The sequence below is a fragment of the Prevotella sp. P6B4 genome, from assembly GCF_000619985.1.
Lineage (GTDB): Bacteria > Bacteroidota > Bacteroidia > Bacteroidales > Bacteroidaceae > Prevotella.
The window spans coordinates 171,135-193,868 of the sequence record NZ_JHVE01000001.1 but is presented as its reverse complement, the minus strand read 5'-3'; the positions used below and the strand labels follow the sequence as shown (position 1 = coordinate 193,868).

The 22,734-nt window shown below is 49.2% G+C and carries 12 protein-coding genes and 1 tRNA gene; 9 read left to right on the top strand and 4 right to left on the bottom strand.

Annotation, left to right across the window (positions count from 1 at the left end; translation table 11 throughout):
- Nucleotides 1-4: 4 nt before the first annotated feature.
- The gene (locus T491_RS0100760; RefSeq protein WP_028902184.1) at nt 5-2,344 is read left to right on the top strand and encodes a TIM-barrel domain-containing protein; all 2,340 of its coding nucleotides are present in this window, start codon (nt 5-7) and stop codon (nt 2,342-2,344) included.
- A gap of 41 nt (nt 2,345-2,385) precedes the next feature.
- Here the strand turns inward: T491_RS0100760 and T491_RS0100755 are convergent.
- The 3 genes from T491_RS0100755 to T491_RS0100745 form a co-directional block, all read right to left on the bottom strand.
- A tRNA-Lys gene (locus tag T491_RS0100755) sits at nt 2,386-2,458 on the bottom strand.
- Nucleotides 2,459-2,525: 67 nt separating this feature from the next.
- Nucleotides 2,526-3,626, bottom strand: a complete 1,101-nt coding sequence (locus T491_RS0100750) for an AI-2E family transporter (protein ID WP_028902183.1) — start codon at nt 3,624-3,626, stop codon at nt 2,526-2,528.
- A complete protein-coding gene (locus T491_RS0100745) occupies nt 3,601-4,203 on the bottom strand; it encodes a thymidine kinase (RefSeq protein WP_028902182.1) in 603 nt (200 codons plus the stop codon). Before T491_RS0100745 ends, T491_RS0100750 begins: the two co-directional genes overlap by 26 nt.
- Nucleotides 4,204-4,372: 169 nt before the next feature.
- Between T491_RS0100745 and rsmI the strand changes: the two genes are divergently transcribed.
- From rsmI to T491_RS0100705, 8 genes are all read left to right on the top strand, one after another.
- Complete coding sequence (gene rsmI, locus T491_RS0100740; protein ID WP_028902181.1) at nt 4,373-5,077, top strand: 16S rRNA (cytidine(1402)-2'-O)-methyltransferase; 705 nt, start codon at nt 4,373-4,375, stop codon at nt 5,075-5,077.
- Complete coding sequence (locus T491_RS0100735) at nt 5,074-5,940, top strand: hypothetical protein (RefSeq protein ID WP_028902180.1); 867 nt, start codon at nt 5,074-5,076, stop codon at nt 5,938-5,940. The genes rsmI and T491_RS0100735 overlap by 4 nt, the downstream gene beginning before the upstream one ends.
- 466 nt (nt 5,941-6,406) lie before the next feature.
- The gene (locus T491_RS0100730) at nt 6,407-9,652 is read left to right on the top strand and encodes a SusC/RagA family TonB-linked outer membrane protein (protein ID WP_028902179.1); all 3,246 of its coding nucleotides are present in this window, start codon (nt 6,407-6,409) and stop codon (nt 9,650-9,652) included.
- A gap of 22 nt (nt 9,653-9,674) precedes the next feature.
- Nucleotides 9,675-11,357, top strand: a complete 1,683-nt coding sequence (locus tag T491_RS0100725; protein ID WP_028902178.1) for a RagB/SusD family nutrient uptake outer membrane protein — start codon at nt 9,675-9,677, stop codon at nt 11,355-11,357.
- A 32-nt stretch (nt 11,358-11,389) separates the two neighbouring features.
- On the top strand, nt 11,390-12,262 hold the full coding sequence (locus T491_RS16850; RefSeq protein WP_155949978.1) for a hypothetical protein: 873 nt from the start codon (nt 11,390-11,392) through the stop codon (nt 12,260-12,262).
- A gap of 79 nt (nt 12,263-12,341) precedes the next feature.
- Nucleotides 12,342-14,687 (top strand): C10 family peptidase, encoded by a 2,346-nt coding sequence (locus T491_RS0100715; protein WP_028902177.1) that lies wholly within the window; start codon nt 12,342-12,344, stop codon nt 14,685-14,687.
- A 294-nt stretch (nt 14,688-14,981) separates the two neighbouring features.
- Entirely contained in the window at nt 14,982-18,146 is a 3,165-nt protein-coding gene (locus T491_RS0100710) for a SusC/RagA family TonB-linked outer membrane protein (protein ID WP_028902176.1), read from the top strand.
- Nucleotides 18,147-18,166: 20 nt separating this feature from the next.
- The gene (locus T491_RS0100705) at nt 18,167-19,762 is read left to right on the top strand and encodes a SusD/RagB family nutrient-binding outer membrane lipoprotein (protein ID WP_028902175.1); all 1,596 of its coding nucleotides are present in this window, start codon (nt 18,167-18,169) and stop codon (nt 19,760-19,762) included.
- A 34-nt stretch (nt 19,763-19,796) separates the two neighbouring features.
- Here T491_RS0100705 and T491_RS0100700 read toward each other — a convergent pair whose 3' ends face one another.
- Nucleotides 19,797-22,673, bottom strand: coding sequence for a sugar-binding domain-containing protein (locus T491_RS0100700; protein ID WP_028902174.1), 2,877 nt, complete (start codon nt 22,671-22,673; stop codon nt 19,797-19,799).
- Nucleotides 22,674-22,734 lie beyond the last annotated feature (61 nt).

Here is a 22,734-nt window from a genome sequence, read left to right as displayed (position 1 = left end):
AACTATGAACAGAAGAACAATAGCCATTCTTGCCTTGCTGGCACCAATAGCTATTTGGGCGCAAGGCGTAAAGATTGAGTTCTTTACACCTTCTGTTGTCCATGTAGTCAAGTACCCAGGTCAGGCAGTACCCCCTGAGAGCAAGGTGATCATCGCCAAGCCGCAGGAAGTCGCACTCACCAAGCGCGGCAACATCACCTCGAGTAGTGAGCTGAGTGTAAAGATCGATGAAAAGACCGGCTGCCTCACCTTCATGGCAAAAGGTAAGGTGCTGCTGCGTGAGAAGTCACACAGCTTCAGTCCGTTGAACCAGACCTTCACCCTCGACAAGGGCGAGGCCATCTACGGCCTGGGCACCATCCAGAACGGTAAGATGAACCGCCGCGGCGAGCACAAACGCATGGAACAGTCGAACCTCGAGGACTTCCAGAATGTGATCCAGAGCATCAAAGGCTGGGGAATCTATTGGGACAACTACGCCCCCACCCAGTTCGACGACGATGCCAACGGCATGTCGCTCACCTCGGAGGCTGGCGACTATATCGACTATTACTTCATGTATGGCGGCTCTGCCGATGGCGTCATCGCGCAGATGCGTCACCTCTCAGGCGACGTGCCCATGTTCCCCCTGTGGACCTATGGCTTCTGGCAGTCGAAGGAACGCTATAAGAGCGCTGCCGAAACCGAGCATATCGTGGACCAGCACCGGGCACTGCAGGTGCCCCTCGACGGTATCATCCAAGACTGGCAGTACTGGGGTTCCAACTACCTGTGGAACGCCATGGACTTCCTGTCGGAGGACTTCAGCAATGGTCCGCAGATGATTCAGAACGTGCACCGTAAACACGCCCATTTCATGATCAGCATCTGGGCGAGCTTCGGTCCGCAGACCCAGCAGTTCCGCGAGCTCAACGAGAAGGGACTGCTGCTGCCCATCGAGACCTGGCCACAGAGCGGCATCTCACACGTATGGCCGCCCATCATGGAATATCCCTCTGGCGTAAAAGTGTACGATGCCTTCAGTCCTGTGGCACGTGCCATCTACTGGAAATACCTGAAGAAGCTCTACGACTATGGCACTGACGCCTGGTGGATGGACTCTACCGATCCTGATTTCTTCAATCCCAAGGAAAGCGACTATGCCCACAAGGTGACCGGCGGCACCTGGCGCTCACTGCGCAATGCCTTCCCCCTGGAGACCGTTCGTGGCATCTACCAGTCGCAGCGCAAGGACGACCGTGGCAAGCGTGTGTTCATCATGACCCGCTCGGCCTTTGCCGGTCAGCAGCACTATGGTTCTAACATGTGGAGTGGCGATGTAGCCTCATCATGGGATATGCTCCGCAAGCAGATTCCTGCAGGTCTGAGCTTCTCGCTCACAGGCAACCCCAACTTCAACACCGATATCGGTGGTTTCTTCTGCGGCTCCTATAACACCAAGGGCGCAGGCTCTGCCCCTCGCAACCCGCAGTTCCAGGAGCTCTATGTGCGCTGGATGCAATATGGCTTGTTCTGTCCTGTGTTCCGCAGTCATGGTGCCGACGCACCCCGCGAGATCTGGCAGTTCGGCCAAAAGGGCGAGCCCGTATACGACGCCATCGAGAAGATGATCCGCCTGCGCTACCGCCTCCTACCTTATATATATAGTATCGCCGGACAGGTGACCGCCAACAACGAGAGCTACCTGCGCCCGCTGTTCAGCGACTTTGCTGCCGACAAGCAGGTGTGGGACATGACCGATGAGTTTATGTTCGGCCGTAGCATCCTGGCAGCCCCCATCGTCGAGGCACAGTACACCCAGGAGAAGATCATCAAGGAAGATGCCATGACCGGCTGGGATAAGAAAAATGTCAGCGGCGACCAGGAAGAGACAAGCGGTATCAACTGGCACGCCACGAAGACCGCCACGAAATATCTGCCCAAGGGTGCCACCTGGTATGATTTCTGGACAGGCAGGCAGTACAAGGGCGGACAGCATGTCACCCTCAGCACCCGTTTCGACCAGGTACCCATGTTCGTACGTGCCGGCAGCATCGTGCCCCTGGGCCCGGAGATGCAGTATGTAGGCGAGAAGTCATGGGACAACCTCGAGATCCGCCTCTACCCCGGCGCCGACGGCACGTTCAGCCTCTATGAGGATGAAGGCGACAACTACAACTACGAGCAGGGCTACTACTCGAATATCATCTTCACCTGGACCGAGCGCACACGCACCCTCCACATCAGCGCCCGCCAAGGCGGCTACAAGGGCATGCTGCTCAACCGTCAGTTCCAGATTGTGCTGCCCGATGGCACCGCAAAGACCATCGACTACAACGGCAACCAAGTAACAGTGAAACTTTAAAGACACAAAAAAGAGAGGCTCGATTGAGTCTCTCTTTTCTGTGATCCGTTTGGGGCTCGAACCCAAGACCCCAACATTAAAAGTGTTGTGCTCTACCGACTGAGCTAACGGATCGACCTTAAATCATGCTCCCATTAGAAAGCGGGTGCAAAGGTACTATCTTTTTCCGAAACTACCAAATTTATTCAGAAGATTTTTCTTCTAACCCCTCAAATTCCTTATCTTTTGTCACATATTGTTGATAATAAGCAATCAAAAGTGTGGTCAAAGGCAGTGCAATGATGAGTCCGATAAAACCTAACAAGGCACCCCAAACCGACAACGACAATAACAGGATAGCAGGGTTCAGGCCCATGGCCTTCCCCATCACCTTAGGTGTCACAATCATGTCGCATATCAACTGCACCACAATAAACACCAGCAGGGCCAACGCCAAGATTCCCCAGAAGTTCTGTCCTGTATCAGCCGACTTCAGCAACGCCAGCAATACCGTTGGTATCAGGGCAAACGTATGCAGATAAGGCACGAGGTCCATGATACCGATCATGATGCCCAGACCGATGGCCATGGGGAAGTCGATGATGGTGAAGCCAATGCAGAACAGTACCCCCATGATGAGTGCCACCGTTCCCTGACCGCGCACATAGTTATTAAGTGCCTGTCCGGCATCCTTACCCAGTCCCTGCCAGAAGGGGCGACTCTTCTTTGGGAAGATACGGATCCAGTTCTCAGTCAGATACTCATAATCGAGCAGAATGAAGAACATATATAATAAGGTGATAAGCGATGCCACAATACCGAGAATCACACTGGCGGTCTGACCCAGTACATTAAACAGTCGGGGCAGCACCGTTTTCAGACTATCCGTAAACCTGTCGCTCTCAAAGAACTTCTGGATTTCCCTGCTATTCTGATCTATCCAGAGCTGAATGGCACCGGGGATATCCTTGATATGAGCCTCCTCCTGTATATAGCCGCTCACCAGTCCGCCCAACTTATCAAACTGCTCAATCATTGGTGGGATAATCAGATAGATGATACCACCGAGAACGGCAATCACCACAATCAGTGTGATGATGATACTCAGTGTTCTACTCTTCACATGCAACCGATACTGCACGAACTTCACCATCGGATACAGCAGATAGGCAAAGAACCAGGCAATAAAAAACGGCAGCAATACATTGCTCAGATAGTTGACCAGCCAGAGGATACCCAGCACCAGCAGGCCAGCTCCCACCCAGCGCACCAGTTGGTCAAGCGTGATTGTCTTTTCTTTCATTCTCTTCTTTGATTGCTTTCTGATAACATTCCCGGCACAGAGGTTCATACTCCGTAGTCTCACCCAACAATACCCGCTGTTCGCTCTCCACCTTACGATGACTTACGTAAGCCAGATTGCCACAGTTCACACAGATGGCATGCACCTTCGTCACATCGTCGGCAATAGCGCAAAGCGCTGGCATAGGTCCGAAAGGCACACCCTTAAAGTCCATATCCAGTCCGGCCACGATGACTCTGACGCCACGGTTTGCCAGTTCGTTGCACACATCAACAATCCCCATATCAAAGAATTGCGCCTCATCGATACCTACCACATCGATATCGCTTGCCAGCAACAGGATACTGGCCGATGAGTCAATAGGTGTCGACTGGATGTGTTTCTGGTCATGGCTCACCACGTCTTCTTCCGAATACCTCACATCAATGGCCGGCTTGAATATCTCCACACGCTGTCTGGCGAACTGCGCTCTGCGCATTCGTCGGATCAGCTCCTCCGTTTTGCCCGAAAACATCGAGCCGCACACAACTTCTATTCTACCAGGTCTGTGTGCCTCACCTATTAAGATATCTGTCATATTGGCGACAAAGATACGAATAAGCGAGTAAAATACCAAACAAATTTGGAATTTTCGAGCGAAAGTATCTTCGAACTGCGTTCAAATTTACAAATACCTTTTAAAAATTGCAAAGATTTTGCCTTTTATTTGTCTATTCCGCTATTTTGCCTTATATTTGCCCCTTGTAATGGGCATATTATATATCGTACCGACCCCAGTTGGGAATATGGAAGACATGACATTCCGTGCCATCCGCATTCTGAAGGAGGTGGATCTCGTACTCGCAGAAGATACTCGCACATCGAGCAAACTGCTGAAGCACTACGACATCCACAACCAACTCTTATCACATCATAAGTTTAACGAACACGGCACATCCGCCTCCATCGTAGCCCGACTGCAGGCAGGCGAGAATGTGGCTCTGATAAGCGATGCTGGCACACCTGGCATCTCCGACCCGGGATTCTTTCTGGTTCGCGAGGCCGTACGTGCAGGCATCGAAGTACAGTGTCTGCCTGGCGCAACCGCTTTTGTGCCAGCCCTTGTAGCGAGTGGTCTGCCTTGCGACCGCTTCGCCTTCGAAGGCTTCCTGCCTCAGAAGAAAGGACGCCAGACCAAACTCGAATCGCTGAAAGGCGAACAGCGCACCATGATCTTCTACGAATCGCCTTATCGCGTGGTGAAGACCCTGCAGCAGTTTGCTGAGTTCTATGGCCCAGAGCGCCAGGTCAGCGTATGTCGCGAGATATCCAAGATTCACGAGGAGAGCGTCAGAGGCACACTCACTGAGGTGATAGCCCATTTCAAGGAACACGAGCCCAAGGGTGAGATTGTCATCATCCTGGCAGGTAATGATCATAAAGAACAAATCAATAAACAAGAGGAATTATGAAGAAACTATTTATCTTTGCAATGTGTGCCATGGCTATGGCAAGTTGTAATGAGGCAGCCAGAAAGGCAGAAAATCAGGCTCGCGCAGAGCGTGACTCACTGAATCAGGTGATTGCCCAGAAAGATGATGAAATCAACGACATGATGACCACCCTGATCGACATCGAGGAGGGATTCCGCGAGATCACCGAGGCCCAGAACCGCGTCACTTTAGCCAAGACTGGCGAAGGCACTAACACGAAGGAGCGCATCGCTGAGAACTTCCAGTTCATCCAGTCGATGATGCAGCAGAACAAGGATCTGATTAACAAACTGAAGCAGCAGGCTCGTGAGAGCTCTATCAAAGGCGACAAGCTGAAGAAAGTCATCGCCAGTCTGCAAGAGCAGATGGAGAAGAAGGACCAGCAGATTGTAGAGATGCAGGAGCAGCTCGAACTGAAAAATATCCATATTGGCGAACTGAAATACGAGCTCAACTCGATGAAGGAAGACGCACGCGCCCTTCAGAGCGAGAACGATGCTCAGGCCAAGAAACTGAAGGATCAGGAGAAACAGTTGAATACCGCTTGGTTCGTATATGGCACCAAGGACGAGCTGAAGAAGCAGCAGATTATCACCAAGGACGGTCTGTTCAGTAAGAACAAGATTCTGCAGGGCGACTTCAACCGCGACTACTTCACCAAGATTGATATCCGTGTTGACAAGGAAATCAAGCTCTACAGCAAGGATGCCAAGATCCTGACAGCACATCCCGCCAACTCCTACAAGTTGCAGCCCGATGCCAACAAGCAGTTGATACTCCGCATCACCGACCCACAGGCCTTCTGGTCAACCAGCAAGTACCTGGTAGTTCAGGTGAAATAAATAACGCATACACCCCAACAATAATCGGATGCCCCCTGAAAAGCAGACGTTTTTCAGGGGCTTTTTGTAGTTTTGCGTTACCTACCCTGGCCGGTGGTTAACTCAAAATCATCCATCCTAACCCAACCAAGACAGTCTCGCCCACCGCGAGACTGTCTTTTGTGATTTCAAATTTACACAGAAAGTGTAGTTTTAACATCAAATTGTAAGATAAATAATTATTCAACTTTCATATTGATTTCAATCAACTCTACACGTTGATTTGTTAAAAAATGGCATCAAAATGTGTTTTTTTTATAATTTTATTCGTTTTTTAGAATAATATGCATTATATTTGCAACCTGAAATTAGCAAAAAGGGCATAATAATGTAATACCTCCGCCCACTAATTGTGCTAAAATATAAATATGTACGCGAACATTAATATAGTTAAACATTTAATAATTAACAAAAAGAGAGAGAATTTATGAAAAGAAGACTAACGATGTTTTTGGTCGGCCTCTTCCTGTGTGTAGGAACAGCGCTGGCTCAGACTAAGATCACCGGTACGGTACTCTCACAAGACGACGGACAGCCCATTATCGGTGCTGCTGTCAAGGTGGTTGGTACCAGTACAGGTATGTTGACTGACGTAAACGGTCGTTTCAATGTAACCCTTCCTGCTGGTAAGGATCAGCTGGAAATTTCGTATCTTGGCTATGAGAGCAAGACTCTGAAGGCCAAGAATGGTATGCGTGTCTTCCTGAAGACCGATGCCAAGATGGTTGATGAAGTGATTGTAGTTGCTTTCGGACAGCAGAAGAAGTCGGCCTTCACAGGTTCGGCTGCCGTTGTTGGCGAGGTTGAACTGCAGAAGCATACTGTATCAAACGTGCAGCAGGCTCTGGCCGGTGCCGTTCCTGGTCTGCAGATTCGTGGTGCCCAGTCAGGTGCTCCTGGATCAAGCGGTGGTTCAGTTAGCATTCGTGGTATCAACTCACTTTATGCTGGTACCGACCCTCTGGTAATCGTGGATGGTGCTCCTTATACAGCCAGCCTGTCAAACATTCCTCCCAGCGATATCGAGTCAATCTCAGTCCTGAAGGATGCTGCTTCTGCAGCTCTGTACGGTGCTCGTGGTGCAGGTGGTGTTATCATCGTTACTACCAAGAAGGGTAAGAGCCGCGACGCTCAGATCAATGTTGATATGAAGTGGGGTGTTAACTCTCGTTCAGTTCAGGACTATGATGTCATCAAGGATCCTGCTCAGTTCTACGAGACCTACTACGCTCAGCTCTACAACTACAGCTACTACGGTCAGGGTAACAGCAACGCCGCTGCTAACCAGTGGGCTAACAAGACCATGCTGTCACACCTGGGTTACAATGTTTACACTGTTCCCGATGGCGAGAACCTGATTGGTCTCGATGGCAAACTGAATCCTAACGCCACTCTTGGTCGCAAGTACGACTATAATGGCGAGACCTACTACATGGCTCCTGAGGATTGGACTGACGCTGCTTATCACAATGCGCTCCGTCAGGAATACACCATCAGCGCTAATGCAGCTAACGAGAAGGGTAGTTTCTACTTCAGCCTCGGTCACCTGAATGAGGATGGTATCGTAGAGTACTCAAGCTATCGTCGTACAACAGCCCGTTTGAAGGCCGACTATCAGCTGAAGAAGTGGATGAAGGTTGGTGCAAACATTGGTTATGTACACTCTAATACCGAAAGTAACCCCAACCTGTCGAGCGATACTTATGGTTCAACCAACCTGTTCTACTATACTTCACGTATTGCTCCTATCTATCCTATCTACGTTCGCGTGATCGATCCAACAACAGGTCAGCCAGTTGTTCGCACTGATGCCAACGGCAATCCTCAGTACGACTACGGTGTAGCCTCGTCAAACTATGGTGTAGGTCGTGCATTCCTTGAGACTGGTAACCCACTCGGTTCTAACCGTTATAACAAGGTTTACTCTATTGGCAACCAGCTGAACGCCAGCGGTACACTGGATATTAACTTCACTGACAACCTGAAGTTCAACAACACCAGCACCATCATCTGGGGTCACACACTTTCGTCTGACTATGAGAATGCACTCTATGGTCCTAAGGTAGGTGTAAACGGTGAAATCACCAAGGTCCAGAGTACTACACTCCGTCAGAACCATGTTCAGACACTGACCTACACCAACGAGTGGACTGGTCACGCTCTGACAGCTATGATCGGTCATGAGTGGTACGACACCAAGACCCGTTATCTGGGTGCTTCCCGTACTGGTGGTTTTAGTGCAGAGATTCCTGAGCTGAACGCCTTTGCAACCATGTCTGGTTCAAACAGCTACACCAGCGAATACAATGTAGAGGGTTACTTCGCTAATGTACTCTACAACTTCAACGAGAAATATTACGGAAGTGCTTCGTTCCGTCGTGATGCCACCTCTTATTTCCATAAGAACCACCGTTGGGGTTCGTTCTGGTCAGTAGGTGGTGCCTGGATCATCTCTAAGGAGAAGTTCATGGAGAGCACTAAGAACTGGCTCGACATGCTGAAGATCAAGGCCTCTATCGGTCAGCAGGGTAACGATAACATCGGTTCATTCACCTATGTTGACACCTACACACTCTCTAAGTCAAGCGACACCTCAATGGCCCCCAGCTTCCATCTGCTTGGTAACCCTGAGATTACATGGGAGACCATGACTAACGTGAACATGGGTCTGGAGTTCGGTCTCTGGAAGGGTCGTCTGACTGGTAACGTAGATTTCTACTACCGTAAGACTGCCGACCAGCTGTTCTGGCTCTCTATTCCTGAGTCAGCAGGTACACGTGGTTACTATGGTAACGTAGGTGACATCCGCAACCAGGGTGTTGAGCTGACACTGACAGGTCAGATTATCCACACCAAGGATCTTGACTGGACTGTTACAGCCAACATCTCACACAACTCGTCTAAGATTCTGAAACTGCCCGAGGCAAAGGTTACAGAGAACGGTGGATTCTATGAGTCTCCATTCTGGTACGCTGAGGGTCAGCCCATCAACAACTATATGAATTATGCTTATGCCGGTGTAAACGAGAATGGTGAGGCTCTGTACTACTATGATGCAGAACTGAGTCCTGCTGGTGGCAAGGTTACCACTAACGTGATTAACAAGCCTGGTTCACAGAAGAGTGGTACAACCACTAACATCGGTGAGGCTTCTCGTTATACCAGCGGTACCACACTGCCTAAGGCATTCGGTGGATTCGGAACCACATTTACCTGGAAGGGCATCGACGTATCAATGAACTTCGAGTACCAGATTGGTGGTAAGATCTACGATTCACAGTATGCTGGTCTGATGACCAACCCAACCAGCACCTCTGATGCAGGTCAGACCTACCACAAGGATATCCTGAAGGCTTGGACTCCTAACAACACCAGCTCTAACATTCCTCGTTGGCAGTATGGCGATGAGTATGCAGCATACGGTTCAGACCGTTTCCTGACCAACGCCAGCTATCTGAACTTCCAGTCATTCACTGTAGGCTACACACTGCCTAAGAACTGGATTTCATCACTTGGTTTGTCAACTCTCCGTGTTTACGCTGCAGGTGAGAACCTGATGCTCTGGTCAAAGCGTAAGGGTCTTGATCCTCGCCAGTCATTCTCAAGCGTAACCTCAATTAACAGTTATGCTCCTGTACGCACAATCTCAGGAGGTATTCAGGTTTCATTCTAATTATAAAAAGGAGAATAAGTATATGAAAAATAAAATATTATCTATTATAGCGGTTGCTACACTGATGACAACGGCAACCAGCTGTATCAAGGAGATTGAGCCTCAGACGAGCTATGCTACAGTCGGCCAGGTTGCAAACGCTCCTGGTGCATTCCAGAATGCTGTTGATGCTATCACTGCCACGCTTACAGGACAGTTCGTATATAGCCCAAGCGATGAATATCTTTACGACCTGGGTATACCGGCCTTCTATCTGGAGCGCGATATCATGGGACAGGATATTGTATATCCTTACCAGAACTGGTACACCTATTGGTACACAGCTCAGTATCTTGGTCCGTCATACCGTTTCGCCCAGCTCCCTTGGACCTACTACTATAAGTGGATCAAGAGCTGTAACGAAGTGATCAGCATGGCTGGCGACGAGCCAACAGAAAAGCAGAAGAACGGCGCAGGTATTGCCTATGCTATGCGTGCCTACTTCTACATGGACTTGGCTCGTATGTACTGCCAGAAGCCCTATGCCGTTGACAAGAACGACGTAACAGTACCTATCGTCAGCGAGAAGACTTCTGTATCTGATCTGACAAGCAACCCACGTGCTACCAACCAGGAGATCTGGGACTTCATCATCTCTGACCTGGACAAGGCTGAAGAATACTTAGCAAACTATAAGCGAAGCGATATTCTGACCCCTGACCAAAGCGTTGTATATGGTCTGAAGGCTCGCGCTTACCTTGAAATGGAAGATTGGGCTAATGCAGAGAAGTACGCGAAGTTGGCTCAGAACGGCTATACCATCATGACTGCCGACCAGTACACTGACTGGGAGACTGGCTTCAACACTCCTAACGGTGCTTGGATGCTGGGTATGCAGTACAAGAGCGACGATCCTCAGATTCTGCGTAACGACGCTGACTCAAGCTGGGGTTCACTGATGTGTATCGAGATCAATCCTAAGGTTTCTGGTTGCGGATATGCTGCTAACTATGGTCAGCCATTCTGTATCGACCGTCACCTCTATGAGACCATCCCTGCAACAGACTGCCGCAAGAAGTGCTATATCGATTTCGATATCGACAATCTGCCTTCTGATGCTGCCAAGGTTGAGGCACTTGCTGCCTACAGCAATCACCCCGACTGGCTGCTCACAACGGGTAAGGCCGTTGGTAGCAAGGGCTACTGCGGTGTAGGTGGTCTGCCTTTGAAGTTCCGTACCGCCGGTGGTGAGGCTGGTCGCGATAACCAGTATGTAGGTTTCGTGGTAGCCGTACCTATGATGCGTGTTGAGGAGATGTACCTGATCGAGGCTGAGGCTGCTGGTATGCAGGACGAGGCTCGTGGAAAGCAGCTGCTGGAGAAGTTTGCCAAGACCCGTGATGCGAACTATGAATATGGAACTCATGGCAGCGAGGCTTACTACAACGGTAGCACAGGTCAGTTCCGTAACGAGGTATGGTGGCAGCGCCGTGTAGAGCTTTGGGGTGAAGGCTTCGCAACCTTCGACATCAAGCGTCTGCAGAAGGGTATCATCCGTAGCTATGCTGGTACAAACCACACCGACCAGTATCAGTGGAATGTACAGACCACTCCCGAATGGATGAACTGGTGTATCGTACAGACAGAGACCAACTACAACACTGCTTGTACCAACAACCCAGACCCGAAGGCACCTGAGGGCAACTCTGCTCCATACGCATGGTAATATCGTGTTCAAATAATAAAATGAAAAAAGATATGAAAAAATATATTAGTTTAACACTGTCGCTTCTCGCCATGCTGGCATTCACTGCTTGTACACTGGAGGAAGGAACGACACCAGGAGGCGACTCTGCCCCCTATGTAAACGTCAAGCAGTACGAGGTAACAGCTCCTCTGAATCCTGACAATGATGTTCAAATACGTATCTTAGCCAATAATAAGGCCAGCGACGTGTATTATCTGGCAGAGAAGTCTGCTGATAAAGATGCCCGCGGTTTGAGTGCTGATGCATATGCCGACTACGTGGTTTCTAATGGAACCAAAGCAACTCTCGAGGACGACAAGCAGTCGGGCGGTAAAGTTGTCGACGTTACTCTGACCGACTTGTACGGCGAATACACCATCACTGCTGTTGCTGTTAACGGTAATGCAAAGAACGTTTCATCAACCTCATTTACAGGTCTTGACTGGTCTACCGTATGCGAGGGAACTTATGAGTTCGGCATTGCGACAATTGGTAATTTGGCTGGTAGTATAGTTCCAACAACACTTCAGGTTTGCACCACCAATGACAAACTCTATCGTTTTAAGGATGTATTCGGTGAAGGTCATCACTTGAAGATTAATCTCTTGACCATTAAAGGTGAAAAAGAGGGTGCTGCTTATACATTCTTCCGTATCCCTGCTCAAGGTACTGGTCTGACATTTAAAACTTATGGCGAAGTATCTATTCGCGATTTAGGTTACTGGCAGGGTTCCGATGCATATATTACCGATTATGGCTATGAGAGCGGAATGTTTGAAGACCACTTCTGCTTCATCTGTGCTCAGTACTATGTTTCAGCAGGAAACTTAGGTTATTCTCTGGCAAGTGGTAACGATTACGATTACTTTACTCCAGCAGAGTAATAAGGTTTAAATAAATAGAATGGGGCTTGGTAAGCAAGATTATCAAGTCCCATTTTTCATTCAAAAATCCTTTTTGTCTATGAGAAAGTCTTTACTCTTTATTCTATCCTTACTTCCATATCTGTGTCTGGCCAATCCTGTTTCCGAAAGTCAGGCCCGCCAAAAGGCTCAGGCATTTCTGAACAGCCAATCTAACAAGCATCAGGGCACCACACGTGCCATGAGCAATCATCTGCAGTTGATCGATACACATCATGACCAACTGTTCGTCTTCAATACTGAATCATCCGACGGTTTCGTTATTATATCGGCCAACGATCAAACCCCATCAGTACTGGGCTATAGCGATACTGGTTCCATATCAGCCGAAAACATGCCGCCACAATTAGTGTATTGGCTGGATGAGATCAACAGACAGGTCAAGGCCGTTGGCAACGGCTGGGCCAAGTCAGCCATGACACGAAGCACCACACACGAGGCTATCGCACCTATGGTGACCAGCAAATGGAACCAATCGGCTCCATATAATCTCCGTGTAGCAACCAGCAGTAATCAGTACGTAACAGGTTGTATGGCCACAGCCATGGCCCAGATACTTTATTACCACAAGTTTCCTGAACAGGTAACCGAAAGGGTGCCATCGCCAGGAGCAGCTCTGATTGATCTGGAGCCTACCACCTTCAACTGGGAACTGATGCGTGATGAGTACAGCAAAGATGATACCGACGAGGGGGCACAGGAAGTAGCCAAACTGATGGCCTATTGCGGTTATGCCACCCAGATGAACTACGACATGGGTAGCTCCGGTGCCCATGAGGTTAATGCAGCAGAAGGGCTCCGCAGATTCTTGGGAAGCGACAAAACCACAGAAGTCATCTATCGTGCCAACTACACCTCCCAGCAATGGGACGACATCATTTATCAGGAGTTAGAAGCCCAGCGTCCTGTATTGTACTGCGGCTACGCTGCCGGAGGTGGACATGCCTTTGTATGCGACGGTTACGACGGAAATGGCTACTACCATATCAACTGGGGATGGGGCGGATACAGTGATGCCTACTTCCTGCTCTCAGTGATGAATCCTGAAGATCAAGGCATAGGTGGAGCACCTGGCGAAGACGGATATTCCATCTGGCAGTCGGCTATTGTCGGTATCCAGAAAACTCAGGAACCTTACGAGATCAAGAGATTGACAACCTCAAGAGTATTCACCCAAACGCCAGACATTGAACGCGCCTCAACATCAGATGATTTCTCTCTGAAGGCATATGCCTATCTCTATAATTATATCACACCTGAAGAGGACGGCACTTTTGATCTGGCGTTCGGACTATATCAGGGCGAAACACTCCTGAAAATCTTTGAGGGGACAACAAACAAGACTATCAAGAGCAGTAAGTTCGCCCAATTATCGAACACCATGCTGTTCGGAAAGGATCTTGCAGATGGCACCTACCAACTTCGTGCACTCCAGCGCGTAAGCGGAACATCAGAATGGCTGTATGCAAGTTTGTCGAAAGCAGTTTTCCTACAACTGCAAATAGCAGGAACCAGACTGATTTCAACTGAGATAGACGCTTCGTCAGACATCACAAAAATATCGACTACGCTGGAAGTCATGTCAGCGTCAGTCAACGGGGATGCATATGCCCAGAATGCAGTTGAGATCATAGCCAGCGTGAAGAACACTGGCAATCAGAATACGGGTGTCATGGATCTGGAGATAGCCAAGATGGCTGACTTCAGTGATGCGACGCTTATTTCACGAGTTGGTGTGAACATCGACCCCAGCCAGACCGAGGATGTTACCATTCACTTTACCCCAGAGGAAACAGGAACATTCTACCTGCGTTTGGTCAATTTCAAGGACGATACCGTATTGAAAGAACTGACGGTGCAGGTAGTGAATGCACCACCTGTGATATTACAGTGTTCGGGGAGCATCGAGAATACAACCTTGAAGAGCAACTATCAGAACTACTACGATGTGGACGGGAACACACTGAAGCCGAGTCTGCTTATAAAGAACCTTGGTTCTGCAGCTTATAAGAACTATGTGTATGTCTATATTTTCAGCAAACTCCCTGAAGAGCAACAATTCCAGTCAAGCACCACCTACAAGGTAGCATATGTTGAGTTAGAACCAGGCGAATCCAAAACATACGATTTTGAGTTCAGCAATCTGGCTGCAGGCAGAGACTATGCCTTCTCAGCCCTTTACACAGACAAAGGTGAACGAAAACAATTCACTGATGTGGCCTTCGGCATTTATTTAGTATCGGATGACACAGGCGTATCGGGCATTAAAGCAGACAGCTTGAATCTGACCATCTACGATCTCCACGGTCGCAACTGGGGAACCAACCCAACAAACCTGCCTAAGGGCATATATATAATAGGTGGAAAAAAGACCGTTGTCAAATAAGAAAAAAAACAAATCCTAACAGTCATCGGATGTTCGAACAGAGCATCCGATTATTTTTTCATTCCACACTTTACAAAAGAAAGCAAAAACCGCCTTTTGCTGACGTTTTGTAATTTTAATTAAAATATCGCTTTCATATTGACATAAATCAACCCACTCCGGATAATTATACGAAAAACATAGCAAAAGTGATATTTTTTAATTAATTTGTTTCTTTTTTAAGAAAGAAATATATACTTTTGTGCCAACTAAAAAAGATTTTTATTAGGATAATTAATCAAAGAGAGTGAATTTATGAAAAAAAGTCTAACAATGTTTCTTGTCAGCCTTTTCCTGTGTGTAGGAAATGCGTTGGCACAAACGAAAGTTACAGGAACAGTTCTTTCACAAGAAGACGGACAGCCTATTATCGGTGCTGCCGTTAAGGTTGTGGGAACTCAAACCGGTGCATTGACCGATGTGAACGGTCGCTTCTCAGTATCTCTTCCAGATGGAAAGAACCAGTTGGAAATCACCTATCTGGGATATGAGGACAAAACTGTTACTGCCAAGAATGGCATGCGTATTTTCTTGAAGACCGATGCCCAGGCTATCGACGAGGTGGTAGTAACCGCCATGGGTATTTCACGCGAGAAAAAGGCGCTGGGATATGCCGTATCAGAAGTTAACGGCGACGAACTGATTAAGAGCCGTGGTGGACTGAGCAACCCCGTAAACGCCCTGCAGGGTAAGGTTGCAGGTCTGCAGATCAGCTCTGGTGCAGGTTCTATGGGTGGTTCATCAAAGGTACTCATCCGTGGTAACAACTCACTGAGTGGTTCGAACCAGCCTCTGTTCGTTGTTGATGGTGTACCCTTGGAGGGTAAGGACTTCAACTCTAACGACACACAGCGTGGTGGTGGTGGTTACGACTATGGAAACCTGATTCAGGACCTGAACCCAGATGATATCGAGAGTGTATCAGTACTGAAGGGTGCTGCTGCATCGGCTCTGTATGGTAGCCGCGCCTCAAACGGTGTAATTATGATTACCACCAAGAAAGCCAAGAAACAGCAGGGACTGGGTGTAGAGTTCAGTTCAACCATCGGCTTGGAGCGCGTCAGCAAACTGCCTAAACTGCAGAAACTGTATGGTGGCGGTTATGGCGAAGACGATTTTGGCGAGGTGACCATCAATGGCAAGACCTATCTGACACCTGATTACGGTATGGACGAGAGCTGGGGTCCCAAACTGGATGGCCGTCAGGTTCTCTCATGGTACGACCTGGCTAAGTGGGAGGCTAACGGAAAGGTTGGCGATCCTACCACATCAGCCTGGAGCGCACCAAAGCATGACTATGATGACTTCTTCGAGACTGGCGTATCGTTCACCAACAACGTAGCCATCTCTCAGGTTTACGACAATAGCGCTTTCCGTATCAGCTATACCAACACCAGCCTGAACGGCTATCTGCCCAACAGCGCTATGTATAAGAACATCTTCAATGTCAACGGCAACATCATGAGCCCTGACAAGAAGCTGAACGTATTCACCAGCGTGAACTTCTTCAACAGTCGCGCCAAGGGTCGTCAGGATACTGGTTATGGCGACAACAACATCATGGTGAAGTTCGTACAGTGGGGACAGCGCCAGCTGGATATGACCGAGCTGAAGGATATGTATAAGTATCCCGATGGCACACAGGCCACCTGGAACCGTAACGATGCTGACGATCCCACACCTGCCTATCATAACAACCAGTACTGGAGCCGCTACATGAACTACGAGAACGATTCACGTAACCGTATCTATGGTAACGTAGGTGTCAGCTACCAGATCCTGCCTCAGTTGAAGGCTCAGTATAAAGTAAACCTCGACTTCTTCGTTGACAAAGAGTACGAGCGCAACGCCGTTGGTTCACAGGAGGAGTCACGCTATATGGAGATCTCTCGTCAGCAGTACGAGATCAACCACGAATTCATGCTGATGTACAACCAGACCTTCAATGACTTCACATTGAACGCCAACCTGGGTGCCAACATCATGAAGAACCACTACGAGTACGTATATGGTGAGACACAGGGCGGACTTGCTATCCCCGAGTTCTACAACCTGGCTAACTCAATGACTCAGGCCGCTGGCTACAACTACCGTCGTGAGAAGTCTATCAACTCACTCTTCGGCGACGTTACACTGGGTTGGAAGAACATGCTGTACTTGGAAGGCACCATCCGTGGTGATAAGTCTTCTACCCTGCCTAAAGGCAACAACACTTATGTATATCCTTCAGTGACTGGCAGCTGGATCTTCTCTGAGCTGTTGAAGGACAAGCAGAACTGGCTGAGCTTCGGTAAGCTCCGTCTCGGCTTCGCCAAGGTAGGTAATGACACTGATCCTTATCAGCTGTACAACACCTTCTCACAGTACACTAACATCGACGCAACCACACCAGGTTATCGTTTGCCTAACACCATGCAGAACCCTGACCTGAAGCCAGAGTCAACCACCTCGTTCGAGGCTGGTCTGGAGATGAGCTTCTTCAACAACCGCTTAGGATTCGATGTTACCTATTATAGAACCAACACCAAGGACGAGATTCTGCCTCTGTCAGTATCTGGTACCACAGGTTACATCTATAAGTATGTAAACTCTGGTGAGATCGAGAACAAGGGTTGGGAGTTTGGCGTACACGCTACTCCTGTGAAGACCCACGACTTTGAGTGGAACACCAACCTGACACTAGCCACCAACAAGAACAAGGTAAAGTCGCTGGCTGATGGTGTTGACTATTATCGTATTGCCAGCGCTCCATTCCTGGTAGAGATTGGCGCTATGGTTGGCGAGGAGTATGGTGTTATCATGGGTACCGACTATGTATATGATGAGAACGGCAACAAACTCGTTGGTGATGACGGTCTGTATATGGCTACCGACGGCAACCAGGTGATTGGTCATATCTTCCCAGACTTCACTGGTGGTTGGACCAACGCGTTCCGTTATAAGAACCTCGATCTGAGCTTCCAGCTCGACTTCTCTAAGGGTGGTCAGTACTTCTCTACTACTTACCTGTGGGGTATGTACTGCGGTATGTTCGAGGAGACTGCCGCTAACAACGTTCGTGAGACAGGTATCATCACTCAGGGTTACACCACAGACGGCAAACCTAACACACAGGTTGTGGCTGCCCGCGACTACTACGAGAATTTCTACACTGGCCCTGCTGCACAGAGCCTGCTGAAGAGCGACTATATCAAACTGCGCGAGGTAAGCGTTGGCTATACCTTCAACCTCAAGCCCCAGTGGTTCGTTAAGAGCCTACGTCTGTCGGCATTCGGTCGTAACCTGGCTGTATGGGGACCTGATGTAAAGCACTTCGACCCAGAGATGATCGTGACAGGTTCTGGAAACATCCAGGGTGTTGAAGGTGGTGCTACACCAATGGTTTCTACCTATGGATTCACTGTCAATATGAAATTCTAAAACAAAGGAGGAAACATAATATGAAGAAATTAATTAAATATACACTGATTGGTTCTCTCTGCTTCGCTACTGTTGCTTGTACGGATCAGGAGGCAATGAATGTCAACCCTAATGCAGCTTCGAATGTTCCTTCGAACATGATCATGAACGCAGCAGAGAAGTGGACAATGGACAACATCTACGACAACTGGTTCAGCGCTCGTCAGTGCCTGGTTTACTCACAGCAGTGGAGCCAGCGTAACTACACCGAGGAAGACCGCTACCAGATTCGTGAGTCAGTCAACAACAGCTACTTCAAGTACATGTATATGGGCTTGAACAACTTCCAGAAGGTAATCAACATGAACACCGATGCTGCCACTAAGGACGCCAGCTCGGCCTATGGTGCTAATGCCAATCAGATAGCAGCCGCTATGATCATGAAGGTTTGGCTGGCCGACCTGATGACCGACACATGGGGAAGCATCCCCTACTCTGAGGCTCTGAAGCTGGAAAGCGATGGTCTGCTCTACGCTAAGTACGACGACCAGAAGGAGCTGTATGCTCAGCTGATGAAAGAAGTAACTGAGGCTGTAGAGATGATCGACGAGAGCGAGCCAGCCTTCACCAGTGGCGACGTGATCTACGATGGCGACGCCTCGAAGTGGAAGAAGTTCGGTAACTCACTGAAGTGCCGTCTCGCCATCCATATGTCAAAGGTTGACAGCAACTGGAAGACCTACATCCAGCAGGCTCTGGCCAGCGGTGTATTCGAGAGCAACGACGATGCAGCCAAGTTCCAGTATTCAGCTACAGGTACTGAGTACTGTAAGTTCTACGAGGGTTTCTTTGTTGACCGTCGTAACGACTTCGCCATCAACAAGACACTGGCCGACCTGCTGAAGGGTCAGACCGACACCCTGAACGTTGAGGCTCGTCCTTCAAAAAAGCATCCTTGGGAAGGTGTTATCGACCCACGTATCCACGTCTATACTGTAGATGATGGCAAGTGGAACGGTATGGCAGTGGCTACTCAGACTGGTGTTCAGGCCCGTCTGTTTACACAGGACGGTGTGGCCAGCTGGTATGCTGCTCAGCCTCCTGTATTGGCTAAGACATACGCCGTGCCCCTGATGACCTATGCTGAGCTGAAGTTCATCATTGGTGAGTACAACGGATTCAGCGCTGACGACTATAAGGAAGGTGTTGAGGCAAGTATCGCCTACTGGTACGACGTGATGGGTGCAACACCCGATGAGGATGAGGTGGCCACCTATGTAGCCGCAGCCTGCCAGAACATCAATGCCGAGACCTACGCTATCCAGAAGTACATCGACCTGTTCACCAATGGTACAGAGGCTTGGACAGAGATCCGTCGTACGGGTTATCCTGAGCAGATTGTACGTCCAGGTGAGTACAGTGCAGCCTTAGGCACTACTCTTTACAAGTTTGAGCCTCTGTCGGATGTAAAGGGCGATATTATCAGCCGTGTTAAGTACCCCACCGACGAGAGCACACTGAACAGCGAGAGCTGGAAGGCAGCTGTAGCCAAGTTGCAGGATGGCACCAACAACTACTATTCAAAGATGTTCTGGGATGTTCGTACATCAACCTACGATCACCCTGCCAACAAATAAAGAATAGTTGCAGATAAAACATTTAGCAGGCGCTTCATTTCGAAGTGCCTGCTATTTTTGGTTTCAACTCGTCGGGACTCTCGCGGGTAAACATATCTACCTTAGGAGCCTGACGGGTATAGAGATGGGTAATCACATCGGGCGAAAGGTTGAGCGATGGTCGGAAGTCAGCACTCTGCATATAACGCAGGACAGCCTGACGCATCTGACGAGCTACCAAGCGATGCTCAAGATCGGAAGAAAGATCCATCGTGGTCATCAGCAGTCGTCCCTTCAGCACACGGGCTTCGATCAGCATACCAAGTTTACGCGAGACATGCCACGTATCAATCGGCTGGATGGGCGACTGGTACTCGAGCGGGAATTCACTGAGGTTCATCACCTGGGCCTTGTTCAGCAGTTCCCACCAGTTCAGGTTACCCCAGTCGTCCGTAGGGAATCCATAGCGGAACAAAGGATGCTCCTTATCGATATAGGCACCTGTGATGTGTGGCGGACGCATCTTAAACCACGACGTGTTCCAGAACACTGGCAGATAGTGTTGCACCACATCGCTACCAAACCTGACACGACCAGCAGCTGTAAGCAATACTGTACCACCCCGCTGCAGTTCGGACAAAGCACGGGCGTCGAGTGTATCGGCTATCAGCACCTTGTCAGAAGCCGGCATCGCCACAGAATCAGGATAGACCCAGAACTCCCAATGGTTACGCACGGCATTGCTACCCACACTCACTGCGAGTGTCAGTTTCTGTGGTGCCGTGACAGAATCGAGCGGGAACACAATCTCACCTACCTGCGTATGCTTAGCCAGAGGGATATCGCCAGAAGCCAGTAAACCGCCCGCCAGCACCTTTCCAGAATCGGTATAGATATAATAGCTGGTACGTACGTTACGCAGATGACCATACATGGCATTATAGATCTCAACTGGCACACGAAGGGTGTCGCTGTTAGCAAAGACAAACTTACGGAAGCGGGCCAGAGGCACGATGGGACGACAGAACTCTAAGAACTCGCGGGCATTGGTATAGCCCTTCTCACCCCAATGCACATTGAGCACACCTTCAAGGGCAGTACCCTGACCGCTATAGTCGTTAAGGGCCAGCAACTGGAAGCCTGCATAATCGGTAGTACGCAGATTGCGTTCTATCTCGTATTTATAGCACAGGGTCTGTAATCGACCGCTGGCCGTCAGGAACTTCTCGCTCATAGAGGCCATACCATGATCGGCCAGCAAATCGCGGAACAGCTCAAAGTTACGCGCCTTATACACACCTACATACTGCGGTATCTCCTTGAAATCAGGGAAAGCACACCACTGTCCTTGCTCATGGGCAATGATGGGCGAGTTGTTATCAACGGTATCGCGATAGTTGCGCGGACGGAGTATCTGGTCATCATAGTCGTCATCAGAACTGGGCGCATGCTTATCCCACGCCAAGCCACGGGCTCCTCCTTTGACATGATAGTCGGAGCCTGCATCCCAAGCCCATCCGCCACCAACCGAGGCACCGCAATAGATACGATAGGGGTCGTAGGCCTTCATCTTCTTCACCCAGTCGGCACAGTACTCCACCCAATTGCCTGCTGGTTCGTTGCCAGCCGCCATCATGATAAACGAAGGATGATGACCATAGGTATCTATAATACGTTTCGACTCCTGCAACAGATAGTCGTCGATAGGCTGCCCCTGCCCTAACTTCACCCCATGATTCGGCCACGAGGGTCCCTCAGGTTGCAGATATACACCCAACTTATCTGCCGCACAGAAAGCAGCATCGGGCGGACAATAGGAATGGAAACGCACATGATTCAAGCCATATTCTTTGATCTTGCGGAAGATTCGTTCCCACGAGGCCTCGTCGGTAGGTGGAAAGCCTGTTTCGGGGAAACAGCAGTTCTCCACGGTTCCACGCAGGAAAATGGGATGGCGGTTCAGAAATATCTGACGATCCACTACCCCCACCTCACGCATACCGAAGGTGGTCTCATAATAATCGTCGCCAGCACTGACAGCCAAGCGATAACAGTTGGGGTGGAACTCATCCCACAGCCAGTTACCATCAATCACCGGCACCTCAAGTTTCATGTGGTTCGACCAGATATCATAGTTGGCCACATAGATTTTTGCCGTGTCACAATTCTCACGCTGTATCATCACCTGCATGCCATAAAAACCAAAATCGGGCGATTGTCCACGAAGTTCAATCTCGAGCCCCACTGAGTTAACAAAGGGATGCGGATGGATCTTTACCTTATCAATATAGAGCTTACGAGGTTGGGCACGAAGTTCCATGCGTCCGATGATACCGTTCCAGTTACCCTGCGTCTGATCGGAAACACTATGCGAGTCCTGTCCCACGCACACATGATCGATACCATTATACACCTTCACCTCGATGGTATTACGTTGCCCGGGCAAGACATAGTTGGTCACATCGTAGACATGAGGAGTTGACAACGACATGTCGTGGCCTACCTCAGTACCATTCACCAACACAGTCGTCTCGATATGCGGACGTTCGAGGAAGAGCGTGACACGACGTTTCTCCCACGACTGAGGCACATACACACTACGACGATACCAAGCGCTGCCTACATAATGACGATCGGGAGTCAGAAAGAAGGGGAACTTCAGGTTACCTTCCTGACGATACTTCTGTAAATAGGGATTGAAATAATAGCTCGAATCATACAACGAGCCCGTCCAACGGGTAGTTAACGACACTGAGTCGCCTTTACCATTAGTAAGCATTGAACCTGGCAGAATCACCTGATCAGTATAACGAGGTGTCTCGCCAACACAGAAATCCCAAGCGCCAGAGAGATTGACAACCTCCTGGGCCACGATGGATAGCGGAGAAAGAGATGCTATCACAAAGGCTATGGTAAACAGTATTCGTTTCATGGCTGCAAAAATAATGTTTTTTTCCTGACCAGCAAAACAAAACAAAGAAAAAAGGCAGTTA

Bases quoted from the DNA above. Each gene is read 5' to 3' on its own strand.
- T491_RS0100730 (WP_028902179.1), top strand. From the start codon at position 6,407: ATGAAAAGAAGACTAACGATGTTTTTGGTCGGCCTCTTCCTGTGTGTA.
- T491_RS0100710 (WP_028902176.1), top strand. From the start codon at position 14,982: ATGAAAAAAAGTCTAACAATGTTTCTTGTCAGCCTTTTCCTGTGTGTA.
- T491_RS0100760 (WP_028902184.1), top strand. From the start codon at position 5: ATGAACAGAAGAACAATAGCCATTCTTGCCTTGCTGGCACCAATAGCT.
- T491_RS0100700 (WP_028902174.1), bottom strand. From the start codon at position 22,673: ATGAAACGAATACTGTTTACCATAGCCTTTGTGATAGCATCTCTTTCT.
- T491_RS0100735 (WP_028902180.1), top strand. From the start codon at position 5,074: ATGAAGAAACTATTTATCTTTGCAATGTGTGCCATGGCTATGGCAAGT.
- T491_RS0100715 (WP_028902177.1), top strand. From the start codon at position 12,342: ATGAGAAAGTCTTTACTCTTTATTCTATCCTTACTTCCATATCTGTGT.
- T491_RS0100750 (WP_028902183.1), bottom strand. From the start codon at position 3,626: ATGAAAGAAAAGACAATCACGCTTGACCAACTGGTGCGCTGGGTGGGA.
- T491_RS0100705 (WP_028902175.1), top strand. From the start codon at position 18,167: ATGAAGAAATTAATTAAATATACACTGATTGGTTCTCTCTGCTTCGCT.
- T491_RS16850 (WP_155949978.1), top strand. From the start codon at position 11,390: ATGAAAAAATATATTAGTTTAACACTGTCGCTTCTCGCCATGCTGGCA.
- T491_RS0100745 (WP_028902182.1), bottom strand. From the start codon at position 4,203: ATGACAGATATCTTAATAGGTGAGGCACACAGACCTGGTAGAATAGAA.
- rsmI (WP_028902181.1), top strand. From the start codon at position 4,373: ATGGGCATATTATATATCGTACCGACCCCAGTTGGGAATATGGAAGAC.
- T491_RS0100725 (WP_028902178.1), top strand. From the start codon at position 9,675: ATGAAAAATAAAATATTATCTATTATAGCGGTTGCTACACTGATGACA.